The organism is Streptomyces sp. NPDC002499 (assembly GCF_053595415.1).
On record NZ_JBSFXO010000013.1, the window covers coordinates 281,334 to 303,335 of the forward strand.

Genomic DNA, 22,002 nt, shown 5'->3' on the forward strand with positions numbered 1-22,002 from the left:
CCTGGGAAACGGCTCACGGAACCATCGGGACGGGGATGGTGGTGACCCCGAACACCGGGGACATGACCATGGTGGTCGGCGCCTTGATCGTCGTGTTGACGGCCGAGGTGACCTGCACGGTGCCCACGCCGGTGAGGCTCGCGGCACCCAGCGCGTTGAGGTTCAGGGCGCCCGCCGCGTTCAGCCCGATCACGCCCGCGGACCGCATGTTGACCACGCCGCCGCCCTGGATGTTGAGCGGGCCGCCGCTCTTGATGGTCAGCGCCCGCCGCGCGCTCAACGTGAGGTCGGTGCCGGCCTCCACCGACACCGACCGGCTGCCCTTGATGGTGACCGAGCCCTTGCTGTCCACGGTGATCTCGGTCTTCGTCCGGTCCAGGAAGACGGTCAGCATCTTGTCCCCGGAGATCAGCCGCACGCCCTGCTTGCGCATGCCGGTCTTCTGGCTGAGCAGGTCGAGCCGGTTGCCGTCCCGGTCGGAGACGGTGTGCCGGCTCGCCTTCTTGCGCACGGTGTCGTGCAGCGGCACATCGCTCACGACGGTCGGCTTGTCCCGCCCGTTGTAGAGCCCGCCGATCACGAACGGATGGTCGAGTGCCCCTCGGTCGAAGGCGACCAGCACCTCGTCGTTGACGTCCAGCGGAAAGATGCCACCCCCGCCCAGTCCGCCCATCTGCACGGTCCGCGTCCAGTCGCTGACGTAGGTGTCGTCCAGCCATGGGAACTGCAACCGCACCCGGCCCTGCTTGAGCGGGTCGTTGACGTCGGTCACCAGCGCGTTGGCCACACTCGGCAGCCGTGGCGAGGTGTCCGCGCCGCCCGAGGCGAGGCCGTACAGCGACCGCCACTGCCGCCCGCTGACCGTCACCCACGCCTCGTAGTGCTTGCCGTCGCCGAACACGTGCCGCACCGAGGTGACCGTGTACTTGCCCTCGAAGGGCACGCCGACGTCCGCGAGCGCGACCGGAACTCCCGGGCGCAGCTTGGGATTTCCGCGCGCGACGACCTCCAGCTCGGCGAACGACCCGGTGACGTCGTCGGCGAGGGCGTCGGCGGCGAACTTCACCTCGTTCTGCTTGTCGTAGGGCGTGCCCGTCTCGACCAGCTTGGCTGTCTTGAACTTCCCGGCCGCGGCCCCCGGAGTGGTGCCGATGGTGATGCCCGGGTTGGAGGTCGCGGGCGAGGTGGCGGTGAGCTTCTTCTTCGTCGTCACGTCCCAGCCGCGCGCCTCGACCTTGCCGACCTGGTCGGCGGCGGTGGCGGCGGCCCGCAGCCGCAGGATGTCGTGCCCGGCCTGGAGCACGAACGGGCTCTTGTCGCCGTCGGTGTTCGGGGAGGGCGCGCCCGAGGCCGACTTGGGCTTCACGAACTGGAACTTGCCGTCCGCGTCGACGGACATGACCATCTCGTTCTCGTCGGCGAGGCGCGAGAGGAAGTCCCAGTCGGTGACGTTGGACTGGCTGATGAACTCGTAGACCGTCTTCGTCGACTCGATCTTCCCGATCGGCACGCCGTCCTGGCCGGCCAGTTTGCGGGCGATGTCGGAGGCGCTCTGGTTGCGGTACGCGGCCACCCGGCGCTGGCGCAGCATGCGGTGCCCGAGGTCGTACCCCCGCACCACGGTGTAGCTGCCGGTGCCGTCGTAGTCGGCCTCGAGTCCCGTGACCTCACCGGTCAGCAGCGGATCGCCGGCGCCCTCGCCGTCGGCCACCGGCGCGAACACCACCTTGGTGCCAAAGGTGATGTTCAGCTTGCCAAGGAGCAGCCGGTAGGGGTCGCGGAAGGTGAGCCGGAACGCGGCCGGGACGCCGACGCCCTGGTCGACGTAACTCTCCACCAGGTCGGGGGCGAACTCGGGGGGCAGCTTGGCGCCGCCGATCTTCACGTCGACGACGTTGGAGTACGCGGACTGCACCATCAGGTACGCACCTCCTCGGCGGCCGGCAGCACGAGTTCGATGCCGGTGGGCAAGTGGCCAGGGTTGTCGATGCCGTTGATCTCGGCGATGGACCGCCACGCGGCCGCGTTCCCGTACTCCCGCCAGGCCAGCGACTGAAGGGAGTCCCCGGCCACAACTCGGTGCACACGCTGGGCCGTCAGCGCGCCCGACGTCGGGTTCTGCCCCTTGGTCTTGCTGGGGATCTCGTGCAGTTGCAGCCGGCAGGTGGCACGGATGGGCACGCCGGTCGTCGAGAACAGCGTGTAGTTGGCCTCCGCCGAGCTGACGTACGCCGTGAAGCGGGCCGTCGCGAACGACCCCCACTGGAAGACGACCCACGGCGGCGAAGGCTGCTTGGCGGCAATGGACTTGGTCGTCACCTCGCAGCACGACAGCAGCGACTCGACCTTCTTCATGACGGTGTTGCTGGTCGGCTCGTCGGAGGAGTCGAGGAAGATCTCGACGCTCATCTCGCGCGGCTCGGAACCCATGAACTCCGGCAGCGGGCCGTCCCGTTCGATCTGAGCCGGGGTCACCTTCCACTGCGCACGCCGGGTCAGCGACAGCTGCGCCGGGTTGAAGTCGAAGCCGAACGTCTTGATGATCCCGCCGGGCGCCCTGCTCTTGCCCTTCGGCGGTTCGTGGATCGCGAGCGTGGCGTGTACGAGGCTCTTGCCCGCGCCCTTGCTGCCCTTCGCCATGTCTCCCGCTCCCCGCTAGTCCGTGAACCCGTGGTGGGCGATCTCGAGCACCTCGGTCGCCACGGACGGGCTCGCCGGGTCGAGGGTGGGCCCGGTCCAGCTCACCGGCAGCACGTCGATCAGCCCCCAGCGCGCCACCTCCGAACCGTCCGCGCGCAGCGCCGCGATCTGCGCGGTGGGCCGCTTGATGCCCGTCTGCACGGACGAGATCCACTTGGCGACCTTCGTGGTGTCCGGGGTGAGCGGACGCGTCAGCCGGATCGTGGAGAACGTGACCCGCGTCGGCAACTGCCAGACGAAGCCGTTGTTCCCGCCCTCCTGGCGGTGCTCCACCTCCACCTGGGACGACAGGCCCTCGCATCCGTTGAAGTAGCCGAGGCTCTCCCCGTCGATGCTGAGGGTGAACCAGATGGTGGAGCCCGGGTCCTGGCGGGACATCACGGGGCCTTTCTGTCGTTCAGTGGCGGTTGGATGCTGGTCGGTCGGGCGCTTGTCAGTGGCGAGGATCGCGGAGCTTGCCGATCCGCTCACGGTCCATCCGGAGTTCGGTGCGGATCAGCCGTGTGATCCGGCCGATGATCCGGTGCACGAGTTCGTCGAGCTGGAAGTCGGTGAGGTCCCGCGGGTCGAATCCCCCGGCGGCCACGGCCGTGTACTCGGGCGGCGGCGCGGCGGCCGAGGCGGACGCGGAGTAGGGCGGCGGGGGTTGGTTCGGCGGCGGACCCGAGGTGGTGGCTGTGTACGGCGGTGGCGGTTCGTGCCGGCGCGCGGCGGCGGGCGGAGCTGCGGGTGCGTGCCGGCCGAGCGTGCTCGCGACCGTCGCGGCGGCGGCTGAGGCGAGGGCTCCTGTGGCGCTGTGCCTGGTGGTCTGGTGCTTGGCCGGTGAGGGCGACTTGGACCTGCTCCAGGGGGCGCGTTGGACGGCCAACGGGGGAGCGGCGGCGCTCTGTTGACTGCCGGGAGCGGCGGACGCAGGGCCCTGGACACCCGAGGACGGAGGCAACGAAGGCGGAGTGAGCGCGGCCACGGGGAGCGGGGCGCGGCCGGTGTCGGGTGGCGCCGGGCGACGCAGGGGGGTGGCTTTGACAGCTGTCGCCGCGCGCTGAACCTGCGGTACGGAGTGGGAAGTTGACGGCGACGGCGTCGGGCCTGGGCCCAACGGGTCGGCCGTGGTGGGGAAATACGTCGGCGGCTGATGCGAGATGGCGACGGGCGGCGCCGCCGGGAGGCTGAGGGGGGTGCCCGTGACGGGTGCCGGGGGGAAACCGGGCGGGGCGAAGGTGGTCGAAGAGGCCTCGGCCGAAGGAGAGTTGCCGGGCGGCGTGCTCACCAGAGGTGCCGTCGGGAAACCGGGCGGGATCGGCGTCGGCGCTGCCGGAGCGCCGGCGATCCGTTGCACGAACGGCTGGTCCGGTACGGAGGTGGAGCGCGCTGCGGGGACGGTCGGGGGCGCCTGGACGGGCGCGCCGAGGAGGGGCGTGGCGTCGGCCGGCGGGGTGGTCAGGGGGGCGCCCAGGGGAGAGCGGCGAGGGGTGGGTGTGGGCGCGGGGGAGGTGGCCGGGATGCGCTGGATAGGGGGTGTGGCGGAGTCGGCGGAGGTGGGGCGCGCAGGGGCGACCGGGGACGTGGAGGTGGCGGGGCCCGTGGCGCCGGTACTGACGGTGGAGGCAGCCGCGGTAGGGGAGGCGGCCGGCGTGGTGATGGTCGCGGGGTTCGGCCGCGCGGCGGGTACCGAGGTGCTGGGCGCCGAAGGCGTGGGGGCGACCGAACTGGGCTGTGGAGACGCCGGGTTCGGCGCGGCCGGGGGTGCCTGCGGAGCCGTGGACGAGACGGGCCGTGCGGACAGCGGGGCGCCGAGGCCGGGGCGCGGGCGAGGCGTGGTGCGCGCGGTGCTTCGCTGGACGGACGGGAGAGGGGCGGTCGGCGAGGTCGGTGTGGTGGCCGACTCGGGACCGGGCGGAGTAGAGGCCGGCGAGGCGGGGGTCGGCGAGGTGGCCGGTGCGGTGGTGGCCGACGGAGGGCCCGACGGAGTGGCCGGGCCGGTGTGGTCGGCGTGGGACGAGACGGACGCGGCAGACGAGGGGGACGCGGGCGACCCGGGAGCGGGCTTGGCGATTCGCTGGATCGGGAGGCCCGGGGGCGGCGCGGGTGAGGCGGCGGCGGGTGGGACACCGGGCGTAGGCGGCGGGGCCGGAGCGGAGGTGCCGGCTGGGCCTGCCGGCTTCTGCTCTACGGGCGTCGGGCTGCCGCCGGGCGCTTCTGCGGTGCGCTGCACGGGAGTTGGCGTGGTGCTCGGAGCCGCCGGGTTCCGCCGTACGGGTGTCGCGGAACCGTCGGCGGTGGGCGCAGGTTCAGGAGACGTCGACCGCTGCACCGAGGGCGGTGAAGTGCTGGGCGGGACAGCCGAGTTGGTGTCCGCGATGCGCGAGGCCGAGATCGGGGGCGTGGTCGGCGCAGGGACCGGAGCCGTCGTACGGCTGACGTCGGTCGGCGAGACCGACCCGGTAGCGGCGCGCCGCTGGACGACCGGGAGCGCGGCCGTCGATTCAGGGACCGAGGGGACAGCCGGCGGCGCGGGCTCGACGCGCGGGGCGTCGACCGGCGTGGTGCCGCCGTCGCCCGGAGCGCGCTGCACGACGGCGTCGGTGACCGGGCCGACGGAAGGGACGGTCGGCGCCGGACCCGCGGAGCGAACCGCTCGGTCGCTCTCGGCGGAGGGTGCCGCCGATCCACCCGTGTCGGCCGGACCGCCCGCCGCCTTCGCGCCGGAGGCCGTGGGCCCGGCCGAGGCGCGGGGCGCCACCGGCAGTGTCCGGCGCTGTACCGCCGTAGCACCGGTCCGGGCCCTGGTGAGGGACTGCGGCGGCCGGGACGGCGAGGCGGCCGGGACGTTCCGCACCCGGAGACCGGATGCCGGCGGCGACACCACGGGGGCGGCGCTCGGTCCGGCGGGTACAGCGCGTGTCGGTGCGGCGGCGGCCGAGGGGCCCGCCGCGGCGATCCGCTGAACCGGGGTCCTGTCTCCGCCCGTACTGCTTGCGGCGACGGAGGGCGCACTCGTACGAGCGGCACTCGGGGCACCGCCGGAAGGAGCCGGCGCCGGCGCACGTTCGGAAGGGCCCGCGCCGGAAGGAGCCGGCGCCGACGTACCCCCAGAGGGGACCGAACCCGACGCACCTCCGCCCCCAACGGGATCGCCGCCCGGGCGGGTTGCGCCGGTCGGATCGGCCGCACCGACCCGGGCCACCCGCTGAACGGCCTGTCCGACCAAGGGCGTTCGCGCCCCGGCCGTAGGGCCGCCGGCCGCGGCCGGACGGCCACCCGCACCCGGCACCGACGGCGGAAGCACCCGCAGAGGCACCGCCGGTACGCGCTGCACCGGTGTCGCCGTCGGCTCGGGACCGGCCAACGGCAAGGAGCCCGCGGGCCGTTCGAGACCTGACACCGGACGGGCCGCCACCTGCGCTGCCCGGCCGAGGAGCGCGCTGGAGCGGCCGTCCAGCACGGCATGGGACGCCGTGGCCATGAACGACGGGTTCTGCCAGGTCGGCAGGCGGCCGCCGAAGGCCGCGTCGGCCACCCCGGCCCGCCCCGGCGCCAGCGTCCGCTGGATCGGCGGCAACCCCGGCCAGGAGGCGAGCACAGGCGCCGTACCGCCCGATGGCACGGGTGCGGGGGTGACGGCTGCTTCGCCGTCACCCTTGCTCCCGCCGACGTCGACGCCCACGCCACTGTCACCCCGCCCACCGACGGAGACACCCCGGCTGCGCAATCGGTCCAGGAAACCCACCGCTCAGCCCTCCGCCCCGGCCCGTGTCACCAGGGACGCGATCTCGTCCGTGAAACGGCGGCGGTCGGCGTGCTCCAGATCCAGGATCTCGTCCATGCTCCAGTGGAAGTGGTAGGCGACGTACGCGATCTCCTCGTGCAGCCGGTCGGTCGCGTACGTCACGATTCCCCCAGGCGGCTCCCGCCGAGTTCCACCTCGAACGGCTCTGAGCAGTGCGGGCACTGCACGGCGGCGCGGGTGTGGCCCTCCGCGTTGATCTGGCGGTAGAAGTCCTGAAGGAAGGCCAGGTCGGAGGCGAACATGTTCTCCACGATGCCGTCGTGGACGATCGGCAGCGTGCCGAGGCGGGTGATGACCCGGCCCAGCAGCACCACCGACAGGAACGCCGGGTTCTCCTGCACCCGCACGTCCCGCAGCGGGACCAGTTCGTCCCGTGCCGTCGACAGACGCATCACGCCGTCCCGGTGGACGGTGCCCGCCTCGTCGACGTATCCGCGCGGCAGCTGGAAGGCGAACTCCGTGCGCAGCGGCTCGGGTTGTGGCGCGGGGGCGGGCGGCGCGGGGGCCACGGCCGGCTGACCGCCCGTGAACTCCCCGTCCGCCTCTGACGCGGGCGCCGCCGCGTCCGCGCCGGAGTACGAGACGGCGCCGCCGGCCCTGGCAGCCGAACGACGCATTACTCGATGACCAGTTCTTCGAACGCGATGGTCACGGTCTCGGTGAGCGCGGCGGCCTCGCCGGCCTTGACCGTGCTCGCGTCGATCTTGTTGCACCAGGCGTTGCGCAGGTGGTAGCGCTTCACCGGGTTGTTCTGGAAGTCCATCATGATGATCGACGCGTTCTTGCGGGCCGTCGTCATCTGACCGGAGATGGACTCGTTGATCCACTGGGTGAACGAGGCCGACTGGGTCATACCGCGGACCACCGTGCAGGTGCCGTTCTTCTTCACACCCGGCAGGTTCTTGACCACGTTCTGGCCGTTGGGGGTGTTCTGCTGGTACGTGATGACGTCCTGCTCGATGCTCAGGCCGCTGACCTCGGCGAGGTACTCGACCATCACGCCGTCGATCTGCAGGCCGAAGTTGTGTGAGGTGAGGGCGTCACCCGGCTGGAGACTCATGAATTCGCTGTCCTTCTAGGGGCTGAGGGTGGTGCAGGCAGAAGACCTGGAGAAGCGGAGGCCCTGCCCTACTCCTCCAACTCCCCGTTGCCGCTGGAGAACTGGGCCAGCCGGAAGATCACGAACTCGGCGGGCTTGACCGGCGCGATGCCGATCTCGCAGACGACCCGGCCGACGTCGACCGACTCCGGCGGGTTGGTCTCCTCGTCGCACTTGACGTAGTACGCCTCCTCGGGCCGCTGCCCGAACAGGGCGCCGCTGCGCCACTCGTTGACCAGGAACGCCGAGATGTTGCGCCGGATCCGCGCCCACAGGGCGTGGTCGTTCGGCTCGAACACCACCCACTGGGTGCCGATCAGGATCGACTCCTCCAGGTAGTTGAAGTACCGGCGGATGTTCAGGTAGCGCCAGGCCGGGTCCGAGGAGAGGGTGCGGGCGCCCCAGACGCGGATGCCGCGGCCCGGGAAGGAGCGGATGCAGTTGACGCCGATCGGGTTGAGCAGGTCCTGCTCACCGCGGGTGATCTGCATCTCCAGGTCCACCGCGCCGCGTACGACCTCGTTGGCGGGCGCCTTGTGCACACCGCGCTCGGAGTCGTTGCGCGCCCAGATGCCGGCCACGTGACCGCTCGGCGGGATCAGCCGGGACTGACCGCTGGAGGGGTCGAAGGACTTGATCCACGGGTAGTACAGGGCCGCGAACTTGGAGTCGTAGCCGGCCGTCTCCTGCCGCCACACCCGGATCTGACGGGCGTTCAGGCTCGGCGGCGGGTCGATGATCGCGACCCGGTCGCCCATCAGCTCGCAGTGCGCGATCAGGCCCAACTGGACGGCCTTGACGGCCTCCAGGTCGATCGCGCCGCGCTGGTAGGCGGCCATCAGGTCGGGCACCGCGACCATGGAGATCTCGTCCACGGCCTCCAGGCCGCCGAAACCGGTGCGGTCGGCGGAGTCGCCGAGGTAGGTGGCCGGGCCGGGGTGCGAGGTCTCGACGGCGCCGTCGGTGCCACCGGAGCCGGCGGGCGCGGCGGCCGGGGAGACCAGGGCCAGCGTCTGGTTGTCCGGACGGGCCAGCTGCGCGGCCGGCGCGGCCTCGGTCACGGTGATGAGCTTGGAGCGCTCCTTCACCTGCGTGACCACGTAGTTGCGGCCGCCCTTCTTGGCGGTCACGTCGAAGTTCTCGACGGCCTTGTCGCCGTCCTTGACGATCAGCTTGAACCGCTCGGCGGGGCCTTCGCCCTCCGCGTCCGCGACCTCGACGCTCAGCGGGCCGCCGCTGCCGGCGGCGAGCGCCGTCACGGAGAACGTGCCCAACTGACGGGGCTCGCCCGCAGGGAGAGCGGCCGGGGCGGCGGAACCGGTGACCGCGGCGGGGCCGGCGCCGTTTCCGGCGGACGCGCCGGGAGCACCGCCCACCCGCACGACGTACGCGGCGCTGCCGCCGTTCTGGAAGAAGCCGTAGACGGAGTGCGCGAGGTAGTACCCGTCGGTGAACTCACCGAAGGCCGCCACGTACTGGGTCCAGTTGGTCACCAGGGTCGGCTCGTTCAGCGGGCCGCTCGGGGCCAGGCCCACGAAGGCCGCGACCGATGTGCCCACTCCCTCGATGGGGCGCGAGCCGCTGGCCACCTCCTCGACGTAGACGCCGGGCGACAGGTAGGACGGCATGCTCTGCTCTCCTCGGGGTACGAGACAGGAACGCCTCCCACCCTCACGCGCGCGCAACTCTCCGCGAAACGGCCCCCAGTGCCTGATCGGGGGCAACTCGATTGCCCGGAAGGGCAGTCCGGTCGGTGATGCCCGGTCCTTGTGCCCTCGCCGTTGCCCTTCCGGTCCTTCCCCGTCCCCCGACGGCCCGGTAACGCTGGGGAGTCGACGTCCAGCTTCGAGGGAGTGCCGTGCGCGCACAGGGGACACCGGTCCGCAAGGACAGCGACCAGCAGGGGGCACGCCCCGTCCCGGTACCGGGTCCGCCCGCGCAACGCGTGCTGGACCTGCAACGCCTCGCGGGCAATGCCGCCGTGACCCAGGCGATCGCGGAGGAGCGCCACGAGCACGACGCGGGCTGCGGGCACACGCCGTCCGTGCAGCGCCGGGCCCTCGTGCACGACGTGGTGCGCTCTCCCGGGCAGTCCATGGACCCGGTGCTGCGCGGCGAGATGGAAGCCCGGTTCGGCGGCGCCGACTTCAGCGGCGTACGCGTGCACACGGGCGCCACGGCCCGCGCCTCGGCCGTACAGCTCCAGGCCAAGGCGTACACCTCCGGTCCGAACGTGGTCGTCGGCGACACCATGACCAAGGAGGACTGGGCGCACGAACTGACCCACTACCAGGACCAGTTGGCGGGCCCGGTCCCCGGGACGGACAACGGGACCGGGGTGCGGGTCTCCGACGTCAACGACTCGGGCGAACGCCGGGCGGTGGACAACGCCCGCAAGGTGATGAGCGGTTCGGTGCCGCAGGTGCAGCGCATGCCGGCGACGGCGCAGGCCTCCACCGCGCCCGCGCCCACCGGCGCCGTGCAGCGGGTCACCAAGCTGGCCGTGCAACAGGGGCCGTCCTGCTGGCTCTACGTGCTGGAGGCCATCGCCGAGCACCACGGGCTGCCCATCCAGGCGCTGTCCGTCGCGATGCGGGCCTACCCCACCACGGCCGACCGCGACGACCGCCAGCGGGAGGAGAAGCAGCGGGGGAACAGCATCGAGGGCCGCCGGCTCGCGGTCATGATGACGGCCGAGGCGCTGGCCGTCATGGTGAACAAGCTCGACAACTGGCGCGCGCACCAGGACCCGTCCGTCACGGACATCACCCGCGACGAGGTCGCCCTGTTCGCTCGCCGGTCCATGGGCGCGGAGACCTCGCTCGACAAGCTGGACTTCCAGAACGGCAGCGCACAGTTCGCCTCGATCCGTGACGTCTACGCCAAGGCCCAGGACCGTGCCACGAAGCTGGTGCAGAAGGTGGGCGCGCAGGGTGACGAGGTGAACAAGCTCCTCGACACCGCCCCCGCGCAGATCGACGCGAGCCAGAGCCTCAACGACGTCCACCTCGCGATGACGCACCAGAGCCTGCCCTGCTACGCCGGCATCAAGCGGCGGTTCAAGCTGAAGGCGGGCGACGACACGTCCGCGCCGGAACTGGACCTGACCTCGCGGTTGGCGAGCACGATGGAGAGCACGGTGCACGCCGTTCTCATCGACTCCTACGACACGGGGAGCCGGGAGGTCCGCTACAAGGACCCCAACTACGGGAACATCACGCTGAAGGTGAGCCTCTCCCAGTTCCAGCGGATGGCCGGCAACAGCTCGCAGCACATGACCCTGCGGCCCTACTCGACCGGACCGCGCGCGAAGCCGGGGCTCGACGAACTGAAGGACTGACCGCACCACTCTGCCCCGCCGGTCACCCGATGTGCCCCAAAGCCTCCTGACCGGCCCCGTCGACCCCACCTAACGTGTCGCTGTGAGCCTGTGGACTTCTCTGGAACCTGCTTCCGCGACGGTTGATCCGGGCGGCAGCACGCGCGTGCGGCTTAGGTTGCGCAACACCGGTGACGTGGTGGACGAGTACCGCTTCGAGGCGGTGGGGCCCATCGCACCCTGGACGACGGTGGAGCCGCAGACGCTCCGCCTGTACCCGGGGACGACGGGATCGGTGGACCTGACGTTCGCCCCGCCGCGCACCCCGGACGCCACCGCGGGCCCGAACCCGTACGCGGTACGGATCACCCCGACCGAGCACCCCGAGGCGACGACCGTCCCCGAGGGGAATCTGACGATCACTCCGTTCACGGAGGTGCGGGCGGAGTTGGTGCCGCCGACCGTGAAGGGCAGGTTCAGGGGCCGCCCCAAGCTGGCGATCGACAACATCGGCAATACCAAGCTGACGGCGTCGATCAGCGGCAGTGACCAGGGCGATCACCTCGCCTACGACATCCACCCGGGCAACGTGCAGATCGAGCCGGGTCGGGCGGCGTTCGTGAAGACGACGTTGAAGCCGCGCCGGATCATCTGGTTCGGCCCGAAGGAACAACGCCCGTACACGCTGTCGGTCCTGCGCTCGGGCACCAACCCCCACCCGGTGGAGGGGACTTACCTCCAGCGCGGCTTCCTTCCTCGCTGGCTCGCCACGTTCTTCGGCATCTTCTTCGCCCTCGCGATCACCTTCGCCATGCTGTGGATCGCGTACAAGCCCCAGGTCGGTACGGGCGCCAGGCCCAAGCCCGTCGAGGCCGGCAACGCCCTCACGCCCACTCCCTCGGCGAGCGCCGCTCCGGTGATACCGGCGGCCCCCGCGACGACCAGCGCACCGCCGGCCGCCGACTCCGGTGCGGCGGGCGGGGGAAGCGGGTCCGGGGGCGGCGGTGGGGCCGAGGCCACGGTGACCGCCAAGCCCAAGGCGGACACGGCGGCGACCGCCGTGAAGCGGCTGGCCAAGAGCGACCCCGGCGGACGGCACGTCTGCTACCGCGCGTTCGTGTTCGGCGCGGGCTGGCAGAAGCCGGTCTGCGACGGCACCCTCGGCGGCACGGTCGGACAGGGCAGGCAGGTCACCGCGCTGAACATCGCGGTGTACGGCGTTGACGGTTCCGCCGGCACGGCCATGGTGCACAACCCCGAGTCGACCAACGGCCAGGGCAGTTGGCTGCCCAAGTGGACGGCCATCGTCGAGGACGGCAAGGACAACTACGTGGGCAGCACGGCGAAGGACGCCCCGTACATGGTGACCTTCGTCTGGAACGTCGGCTCCGGTCAGCTCTGCAACACCGTCAAGCAGGTCGAACAGGACTGGAGCCAGCAGGTCTGCAACGACGCCCGCCCCGGCCTCAACACCGCCGGCAACTTCGACAACAACCACTGGATCGAAGCCATCAAGCTGACGGTGTGACGCCATGACTCTGTGGACCTCACTCGAACCCGCTTCGGCGACGGTCGATCCGGGCGGCAGCACGCGCGTGCGGCTGCGCCTGCGCAACACCGGTGACGTGGTGGACGAGTACCGCTTCGAGGCGGTGGGCCCGATCGCGCCCTGGACGACGGTGGAGCCGACGACCCTCCGGCTCTACCCCGGAACCACAGGATCGGTGGACCTGACGTTCGCCCCGCCCCGCACACCCGATGCGACGGCCGGACCGAACCCGTACGCGATCCGCATCACGCCGACCGAGCACCCCGAGGCGACGACCGTCCCCGAGGGGAATCTGACGATCACTCCGTTCACGGAAGTGCGGGCCGAGTTGGTGCCGCCGACCGTGAAGGGGCGTTTTCGTGGGCGGCCGAAGCTGGCGATCGACAACATCGGCAATACGAAGCTGACGGCGTCGATCAGCGGCAGTGACCAGGGCGATCACCTCGCGTACGACATCCACCCGGGCAACGTGCAGATCGAGCCGGGTCGGGCGGCGTTCGTGAAGACGACGTTGAAGCCGCGCCGGATCATCTGGTTCGGGCCCAAGGAACAACGCCCGTACGAACTCTCCGTGTTGCGCTCAGGGGCCAACCCCGTTGCCGTGGAGGGGACTTACCTTCAGCGCGGCTTCCTGCCCCGCTGGCTCGCGACGTTCTTCGGCATCTTCTTCGCCCTGGCGATCACCTTCGCCATGCTGTGGATCGCGTACAAGCCCCAGGTCGGTACCGGCGCCAGACCGAAGCCCGTCGAGGCCGGCAACGCCCTCACGCCCACCCCGACCCCCAGCCCGGTCCTCACACCGCCCGCTCCGCAGCCGTCCGCTCCGGCGGCGCAGACCGGCGGCGGGCAGACCGAGCAGGCCGGCAGTGGAGGCGGTGGCGGCGGCAGTTCGCAGGCGCCGCCCAAGAAGAAGACCCCGAAGCCCGTGGTGCCCGCGACGAACGTCCTGCTGCGCAACGCCACGACCACCAAGTGCGCGGACATCCCGAACTACGACAAGGGCACGATCAACGGCCCGGTGCGCCAGTACATCTGCGACGGCACCAGCCACGACAACCAGCTCTGGAACCTTGAGGTGAAGTACCCGAAGGGCGGCCCCGGCAGCACCGCGCTCTTCCAGATCCGGAACGTGAAGGACGGGCTCTGTATGGACCTGCCCTACTACGGGGCGCAGCCGATCCGCACGAAGATCACCGAGTTCACCTGCGACGGCACGACCGCCGACAACCAACTGTGGTGGATCGACAAGCAGGAGAGCGGCGACTACTGGATCCGCAACTTCGCGAGCAACAACAAATGCCTCGACGTGGACGGCAACAGCTCGTCCGCCAACGACCTCAACCTCACTCTCTTCGACTGCTCCACCACCGACGACCAGGAGTGGCGGATCGTCCACCCGACGGAGGCATGACGTGACCGGCCTGTGGACTTCTCTGGAACCCGCTTCGGCGACGGTCGATCCGGGTGGCAGCACGCGGGTGCGGCTGCGCCTGCGCAACACCGGTGACGTGGTGGACGAGTACCGCTTCGAGGCGGTGGGCCCGGTCGCACCCTGGACGACGGTGGAGCCGCAGACGCTCCGGCTGTATCCGGGGACGACGGGGTCGGTGGACCTGACCTTCTCCCCGCCGCGCACACCCGATGCGACGGCGGGCCCGAACCCGTACGCGGTGCGGATCACGCCGACCGAGCACCCCGAGGCGACGACCGTCCCCGAGGGGAACCTGACGATCACTCCGTTCACGGAAGTGCGGGCCGAGTTGGTGCCGCCGACGGTGAAGGGGCGGTTCCGGGGGCGGCCGCGGCTCGCCGTGGACAACCTGGGCAACACCGGGCTCACGGCGTCGATCAGTGGCAGTGACCACGGCGATCACCTGGCGTACGACATCCATCCCAGCAGCGTGCAGATCGAGCCGGGGCGGGCCGCCTTCGTCAAGGCGACGCTGAAGCCGCGCCGGATCATCTGGTTCGGGTCGAAGGAACAGCGGCCGTACGCGCTGTCGGTCCTGCGATCGGGCGCCAATCCCCTTCCGGTGGAGGGGACTTACCTCCAGGGCGGACTCCTGCCCCGCTGGCTGGCGACCTTCTTCGGTGTCTTCGTCGCCCTCGCTCTCGCCTTCACGATGTTCTGGATCGCCTACAAGCCCCAGGTCGGTACCGGTGCCAGGCCGAAGCCCGTCGTGGCCGGCAACCCGCTCGCCCCGTCGTCGCAGGCCAGTCCCGACCTCGCCCAGGCGGCCCCGGAGCCGCCCGTCCCGTTGGCGACCGAGGAGGAGTCGGACAAGGGGTCGGGCGGCTCGGGGGACACCGACACGTCCGGTTCCTCGGGGTCCACGGGCTCGACGGGCGGCGGCGAGAAGCAGCCGACCGAGTCGAAGCCCACGCCGAAGAAGACCGTCAAGGTGGTGGGGCAGCTCATCATCGGGCAGGGCTCGGACCGCTGTATCGACGTCACCGACACCCAGAACGGCAAGGGCAAGGACGGCACGCAGCTCCAACTCTGGGACTGTGCCGGCAGCGCCAACCAGAAGTGGGACTTCCGCGGGGACGGCACCGTGCGCTCGCTCGGCATGTGCATGGACGTGGCGTGGGGCTCCAAGGACGACGGGGCGCACATCCAGCTCGCCCGGTGCAGCGGCAACCCGGCCCAGCAGTTCGTGCTGAGCCAGGCCGGCGACCTGGTGAACCCGCAGGCCGACAAGTGCGTCGACGCCAAGGACAACGGCACCGCCAAGGGCACCAAGCTCCAGCTGTGGACCTGCTCCGGCACGCCCAACCAGAAGTGGCGCGTGCAGGACTGACCGGGACCGGTGGCGGCCGCGTGGGAGCCCGGCCGCCACCGTCGCCAAGTGCCGCCGCTACCAGGACCCTTCGCCGGGCACCAGCCGCCCCGCCTTGCGGTACTCGCGGCGGGCGCCCTCCAGGAGGTCCGTCCCGGTGACGAGGTCGTCGCGGGCCGCGGCGAGATACGCGGCGGTCACCACCGCGCTGCGGATGGAGCCGCCGGCCAGCTCGAAGTCGGCGGCCACGGGCCCGAGTTCGACCTCACCGGCACACGGCACGTGGGACAGGCTCTGCCGCCACAGGGCGAGCCGCTGGTGGCGGTCCGGGAACGGGAAGTCGACCACCAGGTCAAGGCGCCGGGTGAACGCCTCGTCGATGTTGGCCCGCAGGTTGGTGGTGAGCAGGGCGATGCCGTGGAAGGACTCGAGCCGCTGGAGCAGATAGGCGCTCTCCATGTTGGCGTACCGGTCGTGCGAGTCCTTCACCTCGGAGCGCTTGCCGAACACGGCGTCGGCCTCGTCGAAGAGGAGCACGGCGTCGGTGCGGTCGGCCTCGGAGAAGATGCGCTCCAGGTTCTTCTCGGTCTCGCCGACGTATTTGTCGACCACGGAAGAGAGTTGGACGACGTAGAGGTCGAGGCCCAGTTCGGCGGCGACCACCTCCGCCGACAGCGTCTTGCCGGTGCCGGACTCGCCCGCGAACAGCCCGAGCACGCCCCGGCCCCGGCCGCCGCCCGCGCTGAGCCGCCAGTCGCCGAGGACCCGGTCGCGATGTCGGGCGCGCAGGGCGAGTTCGCGCAGCTGGGTGAGCGGACGGTCGGGCAGCACGAGGTCCTGCCAGTCGACCGCGGGGTGGATACGGCGGGCGTGCTGCTCGAGCCCCGACGCCGACTGCTGCCGGGCGCCCAGGCGCAGATGGGCGGGGGAGAGCGGGGTGCCGTCGAAGCGGGCGAGCTGACGGGCGGCCTGTGCGGCCCGCGAGATGCGGTCGCCGGAGAGGTGGTACGGGGCGACGACGGCGGCCAGATCGAAGCCGGGCTCCTCGCCGAGAGCGGCCGACCAGGTGCGTACCGCCTCCGCCTGCTGCGCGGGCACGTCCAGCACGAGCGGGTCGTGCGCGCACCACTGGGGGTCGTACGGGCGGGCTCCGGTGACCAGCACGGGCACATCGGTGACAGCCGTCAACTCCCGCATCAGGCCCGCCGGTCGGTCCGGCAGCCCGGAGACGACGATCGCCCGCCCGCTCAGCCGGGCCTCCCGCACCAGGTCGGGTACGCGGTCCTCGGGACCCGAGAAGCGCAGCGCCGGCACGCCCGCGGTGTGCAGGGCGGCGGCGACACAGGCGAGCCCCTCGCCCTCGCGCCGCTCACGGAGGTAGACGGCGAGCGGGGGACCGGCGGCGAGATGAACGGCCAGCCGGTGCGCGAAGGGGGCGAACTCGCCGTCCTGGAACGGGTCCTGACCCTCGTACGAGTCGTCCGTGTCGTACGACGGGGGCGGCGCCGGCAGCGGGTGCAGGTGGCCGGTGAGTGTCGCGTCCGGGGTGTCGTCGCCGAGCAGGTGCGCCACGAGCCGGTCGGGCACCCGCAACGACCGGCTGAGGAAAGGACGCTCGGGCTCCTCCACGGTGAGCAACCCGAGCGTCGACAAGGGGGCATCGGCGTGGAACCGCGCCCGTGCACCCGCCGAGTGCACGGGCACGCCGAGCAGGTCCAGCGCCAGCGCGACCGTGGCCCGGCGCCGGCTGACGTCGTCGTTCAGATAGCCGTACAGCGGTTCGAAGGTGCGGTCCAGGTCGGGCGCGAGCGCGATGAGCAGCAGCGCCGCGTCGAGTTCGGTCAGGGCCAGGCGCCGGGCGAGGGCGACGAGACGATCCTGCGGGGCGGCGGACTCGGCCCGGAAATGGGCGTCGGCGAAGGCCTCCCGGACCGGTTCCACCGGCTCCAGCAGGTGCCGTACCGCCTCCTCCGACAGGTACAGGCCGCGCAGCGGGTCGCCGGCGGTGGGGTCGTCGGCGGAGCGGATCTCGACCAGCACGGCCACGCGGTCGCGCAGGACGTCGAGCCGGGCGACGAGCGCGGCGGCGCTGCCGGAGACGGACTGAGCCGCCGGTTCGTGCGGCCCTTCCGCGTACGACTCCGGGGCGTGCGGCACTTCCGCGTACGTCTCGGCGTCGGGCGCCGCACCGCGCGGGGTCTGCGTCGTCAACTGCGGTCCGTCTCCTGGTTCTTGTCGGGCCGGGCCGTCGTGCGGGCGTCGCGGGTGGCGGCCACCTGGACCGGGCGGTGGGCGCGTTCCTCGGTGACCGGGTGCTCCTCGTCCATGGTGCGGACGCGGACCGCGGCGCCCTCGGTGACGGGCGGGCCCGCGTCGTACTCGGGGTAGGCCGGGAAGGGGGCGGTGACCACCAGGTCGAGGGACGGCTTGAGTTCGCCGCCCAGCGCGGACCAGATCTCGGCCAGCGAGCGCGCCTCGGTCTGGATGCCGGCCACCGAGAGGCCGACCGTGAGGCCCAACGCGCCGAGCGAGCCAGGGAGTTCCTCGGGGGCGATCAGCTCGCGCGGGATCAGCGTGGCCAACACGGCGGACAGCAGTCGGTGTTCGTCCTGCGGTTGCTTCGTCCACGCCGTCACCAGGTACGACAGCCGGAACCAGCGCGGCGGCTGACGCCGTTTCACGATCACGTCCCGCTCGTCGCGCACCGGCACGTGCCCGCGCTGACGGCGATTGACGTCCTCACGGATGTCGTACAAGTAGGCGTTGATCGTGGGCGCGTTGCGGCGGGCGGCCCAGTCGCGGGTCGGCGCGTCGAGGGCGACGTCGATCCCGGAACCCGCCAGCGCGCCGCCGCCGAGCAGCTCCTTGAGGACCTCGTCCACTTCGTGGATCACCGTCGTGCTCCCGCCCTGCCGTGCCCAACCGCGTGCCTGACCTGCCGCTCTCCGATCCTGCCCCCGGCCGGCCCCGCCCCCGCAGGCACGCAGGGGACGGCGGCGGGGCAGAACGTCCTGTCCGAGGGGGCGGCCCCGGCTGCCCTTGCGGTCAGATGTAACCTTCCCGAAGGGCATGGGCCACGGCGTGCGCCCGATTGCGCAGATGCAGTCGGGTCGTCAGCCCGTGCATCACATTCTTGACGGTGCGTTCGGAGTAGGACAGCTTGGCGGCGATCTCTCCGGTGTCCAGTCCCTCGGCGACCAACCGCAGCACATCCACCTCACGCGGCGTCAGCCCCGAGGAGGGTGCGCCGGTCCGGCCCGCCGCACTGCGGTGCAGTGTCCCGACCTGGTTGATGAGCCGGCCCAGCAGATCCGCCGGCAGGTCCCCGTCGCCGCGCGCGGCCGCGATCACGGCCTGTACGAGGCGGGTCGCCGTCGCCTCGTGCCGCCACACGATGGCGCCGACCCCGCACTCGATCACGTCGAGCAGTTCGGTCTCCCGCAGCGAACTCACCACGAGCACCGCCCGCGCGCCCTCGCTGCGCACCAGACGGCGCAATCGGGTCAGCGTGGCCTCGTCCAGCACGTCGCCCACGAGCAGGGCCACCGTGCCGGGGCCCGACTCCTCGCGCAGTTCGATCTCCGGGTACCGGCGCAGCTGGCCGGTCGCCCCTTCGCGCAGGATCGGGTCGGGCGCGTGCACCGCCACGGGTATCCGCTCGGGCACGTCCGCCGTACCGGAGCGTGTGGTCCGCGATGAGCTGAGCAAGCGTTTCCCCCATGTCCACGTACATGTCACCTCTGTGCGGGCGGTGACAGGTGTGTGCTCCTCACACTCGTGTGGCGGGTGGGGCGGCGGCAATCGTGGAGCACCACGAGCAGCACCACGAGATCGGCGGTACGGGTACCACGACGGAGGTGGACCGCCCGGTTCCCCGAGGACGGGTTCCGGCCACCGTGGGACTTGTCACGTCACCCATCGGCCTCCGCGGTCGTCCTCGACAGCGGAACACGGCACGTCCGAGCAAGGAGGCAGGGATGTCCCAGGCGCACCATGAGCGACCGCGCGAACATCGGGAAGCCGCCGCGCTGTTGGCGGACGCGGCGGCCCGCGCCCGGGCCGGCACCGGGAGCCTGGTGCTGCTGCGCGGTGCCACCGGCACCGGCCGCACCACCGTCCTGGAGGCCGCCGCCGCGGACGCCACCGCCCACGGCATGCGCGTGCTGCGCGCCCGCTGCTCCCCGGGCGACACCACCGCACCCTTCGCGACCGTGCTCCAACTGCTGGGCCCCGTACCCGAATTCGACGAGATCGGTCCCGCGGCGAGCGAACGCGACCGGGCCGCGCTGCTGAGCCGCGCCCTGCGTTCCTACGTCGACGAGTCCCCCCTGCTGCTCGCGGTGGACGACATCCACCTCGCCGACGCCCCCTCCCACCGCTGGCTGGTGGAGATCGCCCGGCACGTGGGCCGATTAAGGCAGCCCGTCCTGCTGGCCGTCACCGAACGCAGCCAGTACGACATCGACGTGCCCACACCGGGCCTGACCCACACCCTCTCGCCGGCTCTCGTGCACACCCACACCCTCGCCCCGCTCACCCCGGACCGGGCGGCCTTCGTGGTGCGCGCGGAGTTCCCCTCGGCCCGCCCCTCCTGGGTGGCCGACTGCGTGCGGGCCGGCGCCGGCAGCCCGCTGCTGCTGCGCGCCCTGCTGGACGACCTCGGAGCCCCCGGCGGCCCCTCTACCGTGCCCGAGACGACCGCCGCCCTCTACCCCGGCGAGTACTCGGCGGCCGTGTCGTGGTGGCTGGACAGCGCCGGGCCCGGCACCGCCGAGGTGGCGCGGGCCCTCGCCGCCCTCGACGAGGGCTGGGACCACGCGCCGGCCGGCGCCTGGGACCTCGAGCCGGCCGGTCGACTCGGCGGACTGCTGGCCGAGTTGGCGGGCACCGACCCCGCGCGGGTGGCGGGCTGGCTGACCGCGATGACCGGGCTCGGCCTGCTGCGCCCGGACGCCGACGGCCGCCCCCGCTACGCCCATCCGCTGCTGCGGGACGCGGTGCTCACCGGCGTGCCCATGACCCGGCGGCGCGCCGCGCACCGGGCCGCCGCCGAGGCGATGCTGCACCGGGGCGCCCCCACCGAGGCGGTCGCCCGCCAACTGCTGGTCTCCGACCGGGTGGGCACCTCCTGGGCGCCGGGGGTGCTCCAGGACGCCGGCGCGCTCGCCGTGCGCGACGGCCGCCCCGACGACGCCGTGGAGTACCTGCGCCGGGCCCTGGACGAGACGCTGCCCGACGAACGCCGGCAGCGGCTGCTGACCGAACTGGGCTCCCTGGAGTGCGCGGGCCGCGGCTCTTCGGCCGGCATACCCCGGCTCACCGAGGCCCTGGGCCTGCCCGGCCCGCCGCAGGACAGGGTGCGCGCCGCGATGGCCCTGGGCACCGCGCTCGCCGGGCGCGGCCGGGCCCGGGCCGCGGTGGAGGTGCTGCACGGACTGGACGAACAGCTCGTCGGCCGCCCCGACCTGGCGGGCATCCTGCAGAGCGCCTCCGCCCTCCTCTCCGAACAGGACCAGACCGTCCGCCGCGAGGTGTACCGGGGACTGTGCGAACGCGCCCGACGCGCACCGGAGTTGGTCGGCCCGGCCACCCGCGCCCTGCTCGTCCGGTACGCGGCCACCGCCGGACTCACCTCCGCCGCCGACGCCATGCGCCAGGTACGGGACCTGCTCGCCGAGCCGGCCGACCCGCTGACCGAGCCCTTCCTGCTGGGCACGGCGGCCGCCGTCGCCCAGTGGGCCGACGAACTCGACGAGGCGGAGCGGCTCGTGGAGCGCGGCCTCGCCGGTCAGCGGCCCGGGATGCTGCACCCCATGCACCAGGCGCTGCTCAACACCCGCGCCGACATCGCGGCGGTGCGCGGCGAGTGGGCGGACCTCCCGGTCGAGCCGCCCGTCCGGCTGCACGACGGCCCCTCCAACGTGCACGCGCACACCCTGATCGCGCTCGTGGAGACCGGCCGCACGGTCGAGGCACGGCGCCTCGCGGACGGTTTCGACCTGCGGGAGGCGCCGGACTCCTGGGAGTTGAACCGGTTCCTCTACGCGCGCGGACTCCAGCGGGCCGCCGCGGGCGATCCGGCCGGGGCGCTGCACGACTTCCTGGAGTGCGGGCGCCGCCAGTCGGCACGCGACGTGGTCAGCCCGGTGGTCACGCCGTGGCGCTCGGCCGCCGCCGAGTGCCGGCACGCGCTCGGCGACCCCCGCGAGGCGCTCGCGCTGGCCGAGGAGGAGCTGCGGCTGGCCCGCGAGTGGGGCACACCCCGCACGGTGGGCCGCGCCCTGCGCACCCTCGGCACGGTCACCGGCGGCCGCCGCGGCCTCGAACTGGCCGAGGAGTCCGTACGGTTGCTGCGCACGGCGCCGGCCACGGCCGAGCCGGAGCTGGTCGCGGCCCTCCTCGCCCAGGGCCGCCAACTCACCGCCGCCGAAGGCGCCCGGGCCCGCGAGTGTCTGCGCGAGGCGGCCGAACGCGCCGAACGCCTGGGCGCGTTGCGGCTCCGCGCCCTCGCCGAGGAGGCCCTGCGCGAGGGCGGCGCCCGCCGCCCGCCCCTGGTCCGCACCGGCTCCCGCTCCCTCACGGGCAGCGAACGCCGCATCGCCCAACTCGCCGCCCAGGGCCGCACGAACACGGAGATAGCCGACCTCCTCCACCTGGCCCGCCGAACGGTGGAAACCCATCTCACCAGCACGTACAAGAAGTTGGGGATACGGAGACGGGGAGAGCTGCCGCAGGCGCTGGCGGCCGACTAGGGCTCGCGTACGG

General features: G+C 72.4%; 17 protein-coding genes. 6 read left to right on the top strand and 11 right to left on the bottom strand.

Features of this window, described 5'->3' with window-relative positions:
- Positions 1 to 13: 13 nt before the first annotated feature.
- The 4 genes from ACWD5F_RS34630 to ACWD5F_RS34645 are packed head-to-tail and all read right to left on the bottom strand — an operon-like array spanning position 14 to position 3,568.
- Positions 14 to 1,918 (bottom strand): VgrG-related protein, encoded by a 1,905-nt coding sequence (locus ACWD5F_RS34630; protein ID WP_401722914.1) that lies wholly within the window; start codon positions 1,916 to 1,918, stop codon positions 14 to 16.
- Positions 1,918 to 2,640, bottom strand: a complete 723-nt coding sequence (locus ACWD5F_RS34635) for a CIS tube protein (RefSeq protein WP_401722917.1) — start codon at positions 2,638 to 2,640, stop codon at positions 1,918 to 1,920. The genes ACWD5F_RS34630 and ACWD5F_RS34635 overlap by 1 nt, the downstream gene beginning before the upstream one ends.
- Positions 2,641 to 2,655: 15 nt before the next feature.
- On the bottom strand, positions 2,656 to 3,078 hold the full coding sequence (locus ACWD5F_RS34640; RefSeq protein WP_123999236.1) for a phage tail protein: 423 nt from the start codon (positions 3,076 to 3,078) through the stop codon (positions 2,656 to 2,658).
- Positions 3,079 to 3,133: 55 nt separating this feature from the next.
- Complete coding sequence (locus tag ACWD5F_RS34645) at positions 3,134 to 3,568, bottom strand: extensin (RefSeq protein WP_451260287.1); 435 nt, start codon at positions 3,566 to 3,568, stop codon at positions 3,134 to 3,136.
- A 316-nt stretch (positions 3,569 to 3,884) separates the two neighbouring features.
- Between ACWD5F_RS34645 and ACWD5F_RS34650 the strand changes: the two genes are divergently transcribed.
- Entirely contained in the window at positions 3,885 to 5,648 is a 1,764-nt protein-coding gene (locus tag ACWD5F_RS34650; RefSeq protein ID WP_451260288.1) for a hypothetical protein, read from the top strand.
- 785 nt (positions 5,649 to 6,433) lie between these two features.
- Here ACWD5F_RS34650 and ACWD5F_RS34655 read toward each other — a convergent pair.
- The 4 genes from ACWD5F_RS34655 to ACWD5F_RS34670 all read right to left on the bottom strand — a co-directional run bounded on the left by ACWD5F_RS34655 (position 6,434) and on the right by ACWD5F_RS34670 (position 9,217).
- Positions 6,434 to 6,592 (bottom strand): DUF6760 family protein, encoded by a 159-nt coding sequence (locus tag ACWD5F_RS34655; protein ID WP_185146030.1) that lies wholly within the window; start codon positions 6,590 to 6,592, stop codon positions 6,434 to 6,436.
- Positions 6,589 to 7,107, bottom strand: coding sequence for a hypothetical protein (locus ACWD5F_RS34660; RefSeq protein ID WP_451260289.1), 519 nt, complete (start codon positions 7,105 to 7,107; stop codon positions 6,589 to 6,591). Before ACWD5F_RS34660 ends, ACWD5F_RS34655 begins: the two co-directional genes overlap by 4 nt.
- Entirely contained in the window at positions 7,107 to 7,550 is a 444-nt protein-coding gene (locus ACWD5F_RS34665; RefSeq protein ID WP_133047373.1) for a phage tail protein, read from the bottom strand. Before ACWD5F_RS34665 ends, ACWD5F_RS34660 begins: the two co-directional genes overlap by 1 nt.
- A gap of 68 nt (positions 7,551 to 7,618) precedes the next feature.
- Positions 7,619 to 9,217, bottom strand: coding sequence for a phage tail sheath subtilisin-like domain-containing protein (locus tag ACWD5F_RS34670; protein ID WP_451260290.1), 1,599 nt, complete (start codon positions 9,215 to 9,217; stop codon positions 7,619 to 7,621).
- A 230-nt stretch (positions 9,218 to 9,447) separates the two neighbouring features.
- Here ACWD5F_RS34670 and ACWD5F_RS34675 point away from each other — a divergent pair, with 230 nt between their 5' ends.
- The 4 genes from ACWD5F_RS34675 to ACWD5F_RS34690 all read left to right on the top strand — a co-directional run bounded on the left by ACWD5F_RS34675 (position 9,448) and on the right by ACWD5F_RS34690 (position 15,258).
- The gene (locus ACWD5F_RS34675) at positions 9,448 to 10,929 is read left to right on the top strand and encodes an eCIS core domain-containing protein (protein ID WP_451260291.1); all 1,482 of its coding nucleotides are present in this window, start codon (positions 9,448 to 9,450) and stop codon (positions 10,927 to 10,929) included.
- Between the two features lie 82 nt (positions 10,930 to 11,011).
- Positions 11,012 to 12,436 carry a hydrolase gene (locus tag ACWD5F_RS34680; RefSeq protein ID WP_451260292.1) on the top strand — a complete coding sequence of 475 codons (1,425 nt, stop codon included), beginning with the start codon at positions 11,012 to 11,014 and terminating at the stop codon, positions 12,434 to 12,436.
- 4 nt (positions 12,437 to 12,440) lie between these two features.
- Positions 12,441 to 13,868 (top strand): RICIN domain-containing protein, encoded by a 1,428-nt coding sequence (locus ACWD5F_RS34685; RefSeq protein ID WP_451260293.1) that lies wholly within the window; start codon positions 12,441 to 12,443, stop codon positions 13,866 to 13,868.
- Position 13,869: 1 nt separating this feature from the next.
- Positions 13,870 to 15,258, top strand: coding sequence for a ricin-type beta-trefoil lectin domain protein (locus ACWD5F_RS34690; protein WP_451260294.1), 1,389 nt, complete (start codon positions 13,870 to 13,872; stop codon positions 15,256 to 15,258).
- Between the two features lie 57 nt (positions 15,259 to 15,315).
- Here ACWD5F_RS34690 and ACWD5F_RS34695 read toward each other — a convergent pair whose 3' ends face one another.
- The 3 genes from ACWD5F_RS34695 to ACWD5F_RS34705 all read right to left on the bottom strand — a co-directional run bounded on the left by ACWD5F_RS34695 (position 15,316) and on the right by ACWD5F_RS34705 (position 18,945).
- Complete coding sequence (locus ACWD5F_RS34695) at positions 15,316 to 17,394, bottom strand: ATP-binding protein (RefSeq protein WP_451260353.1); 2,079 nt, start codon at positions 17,392 to 17,394, stop codon at positions 15,316 to 15,318.
- A 50-nt stretch (positions 17,395 to 17,444) separates the two neighbouring features.
- Positions 17,445 to 18,131, bottom strand: coding sequence for a DUF4255 domain-containing protein (locus tag ACWD5F_RS34700; protein ID WP_451260295.1), 687 nt, complete (start codon positions 18,129 to 18,131; stop codon positions 17,445 to 17,447).
- A gap of 151 nt (positions 18,132 to 18,282) precedes the next feature.
- The gene (locus ACWD5F_RS34705) at positions 18,283 to 18,945 is read right to left on the bottom strand and encodes a helix-turn-helix transcriptional regulator (RefSeq protein WP_280880068.1); all 663 of its coding nucleotides are present in this window, start codon (positions 18,943 to 18,945) and stop codon (positions 18,283 to 18,285) included.
- 269 nt (positions 18,946 to 19,214) lie between these two features.
- Here ACWD5F_RS34705 and ACWD5F_RS34710 point away from each other — a divergent pair, with 269 nt between their 5' ends.
- The gene (locus ACWD5F_RS34710) at positions 19,215 to 21,989 is read left to right on the top strand and encodes an AAA family ATPase (protein ID WP_451260296.1); all 2,775 of its coding nucleotides are present in this window, start codon (positions 19,215 to 19,217) and stop codon (positions 21,987 to 21,989) included.
- Positions 21,990 to 22,002 lie beyond the last annotated feature (13 nt).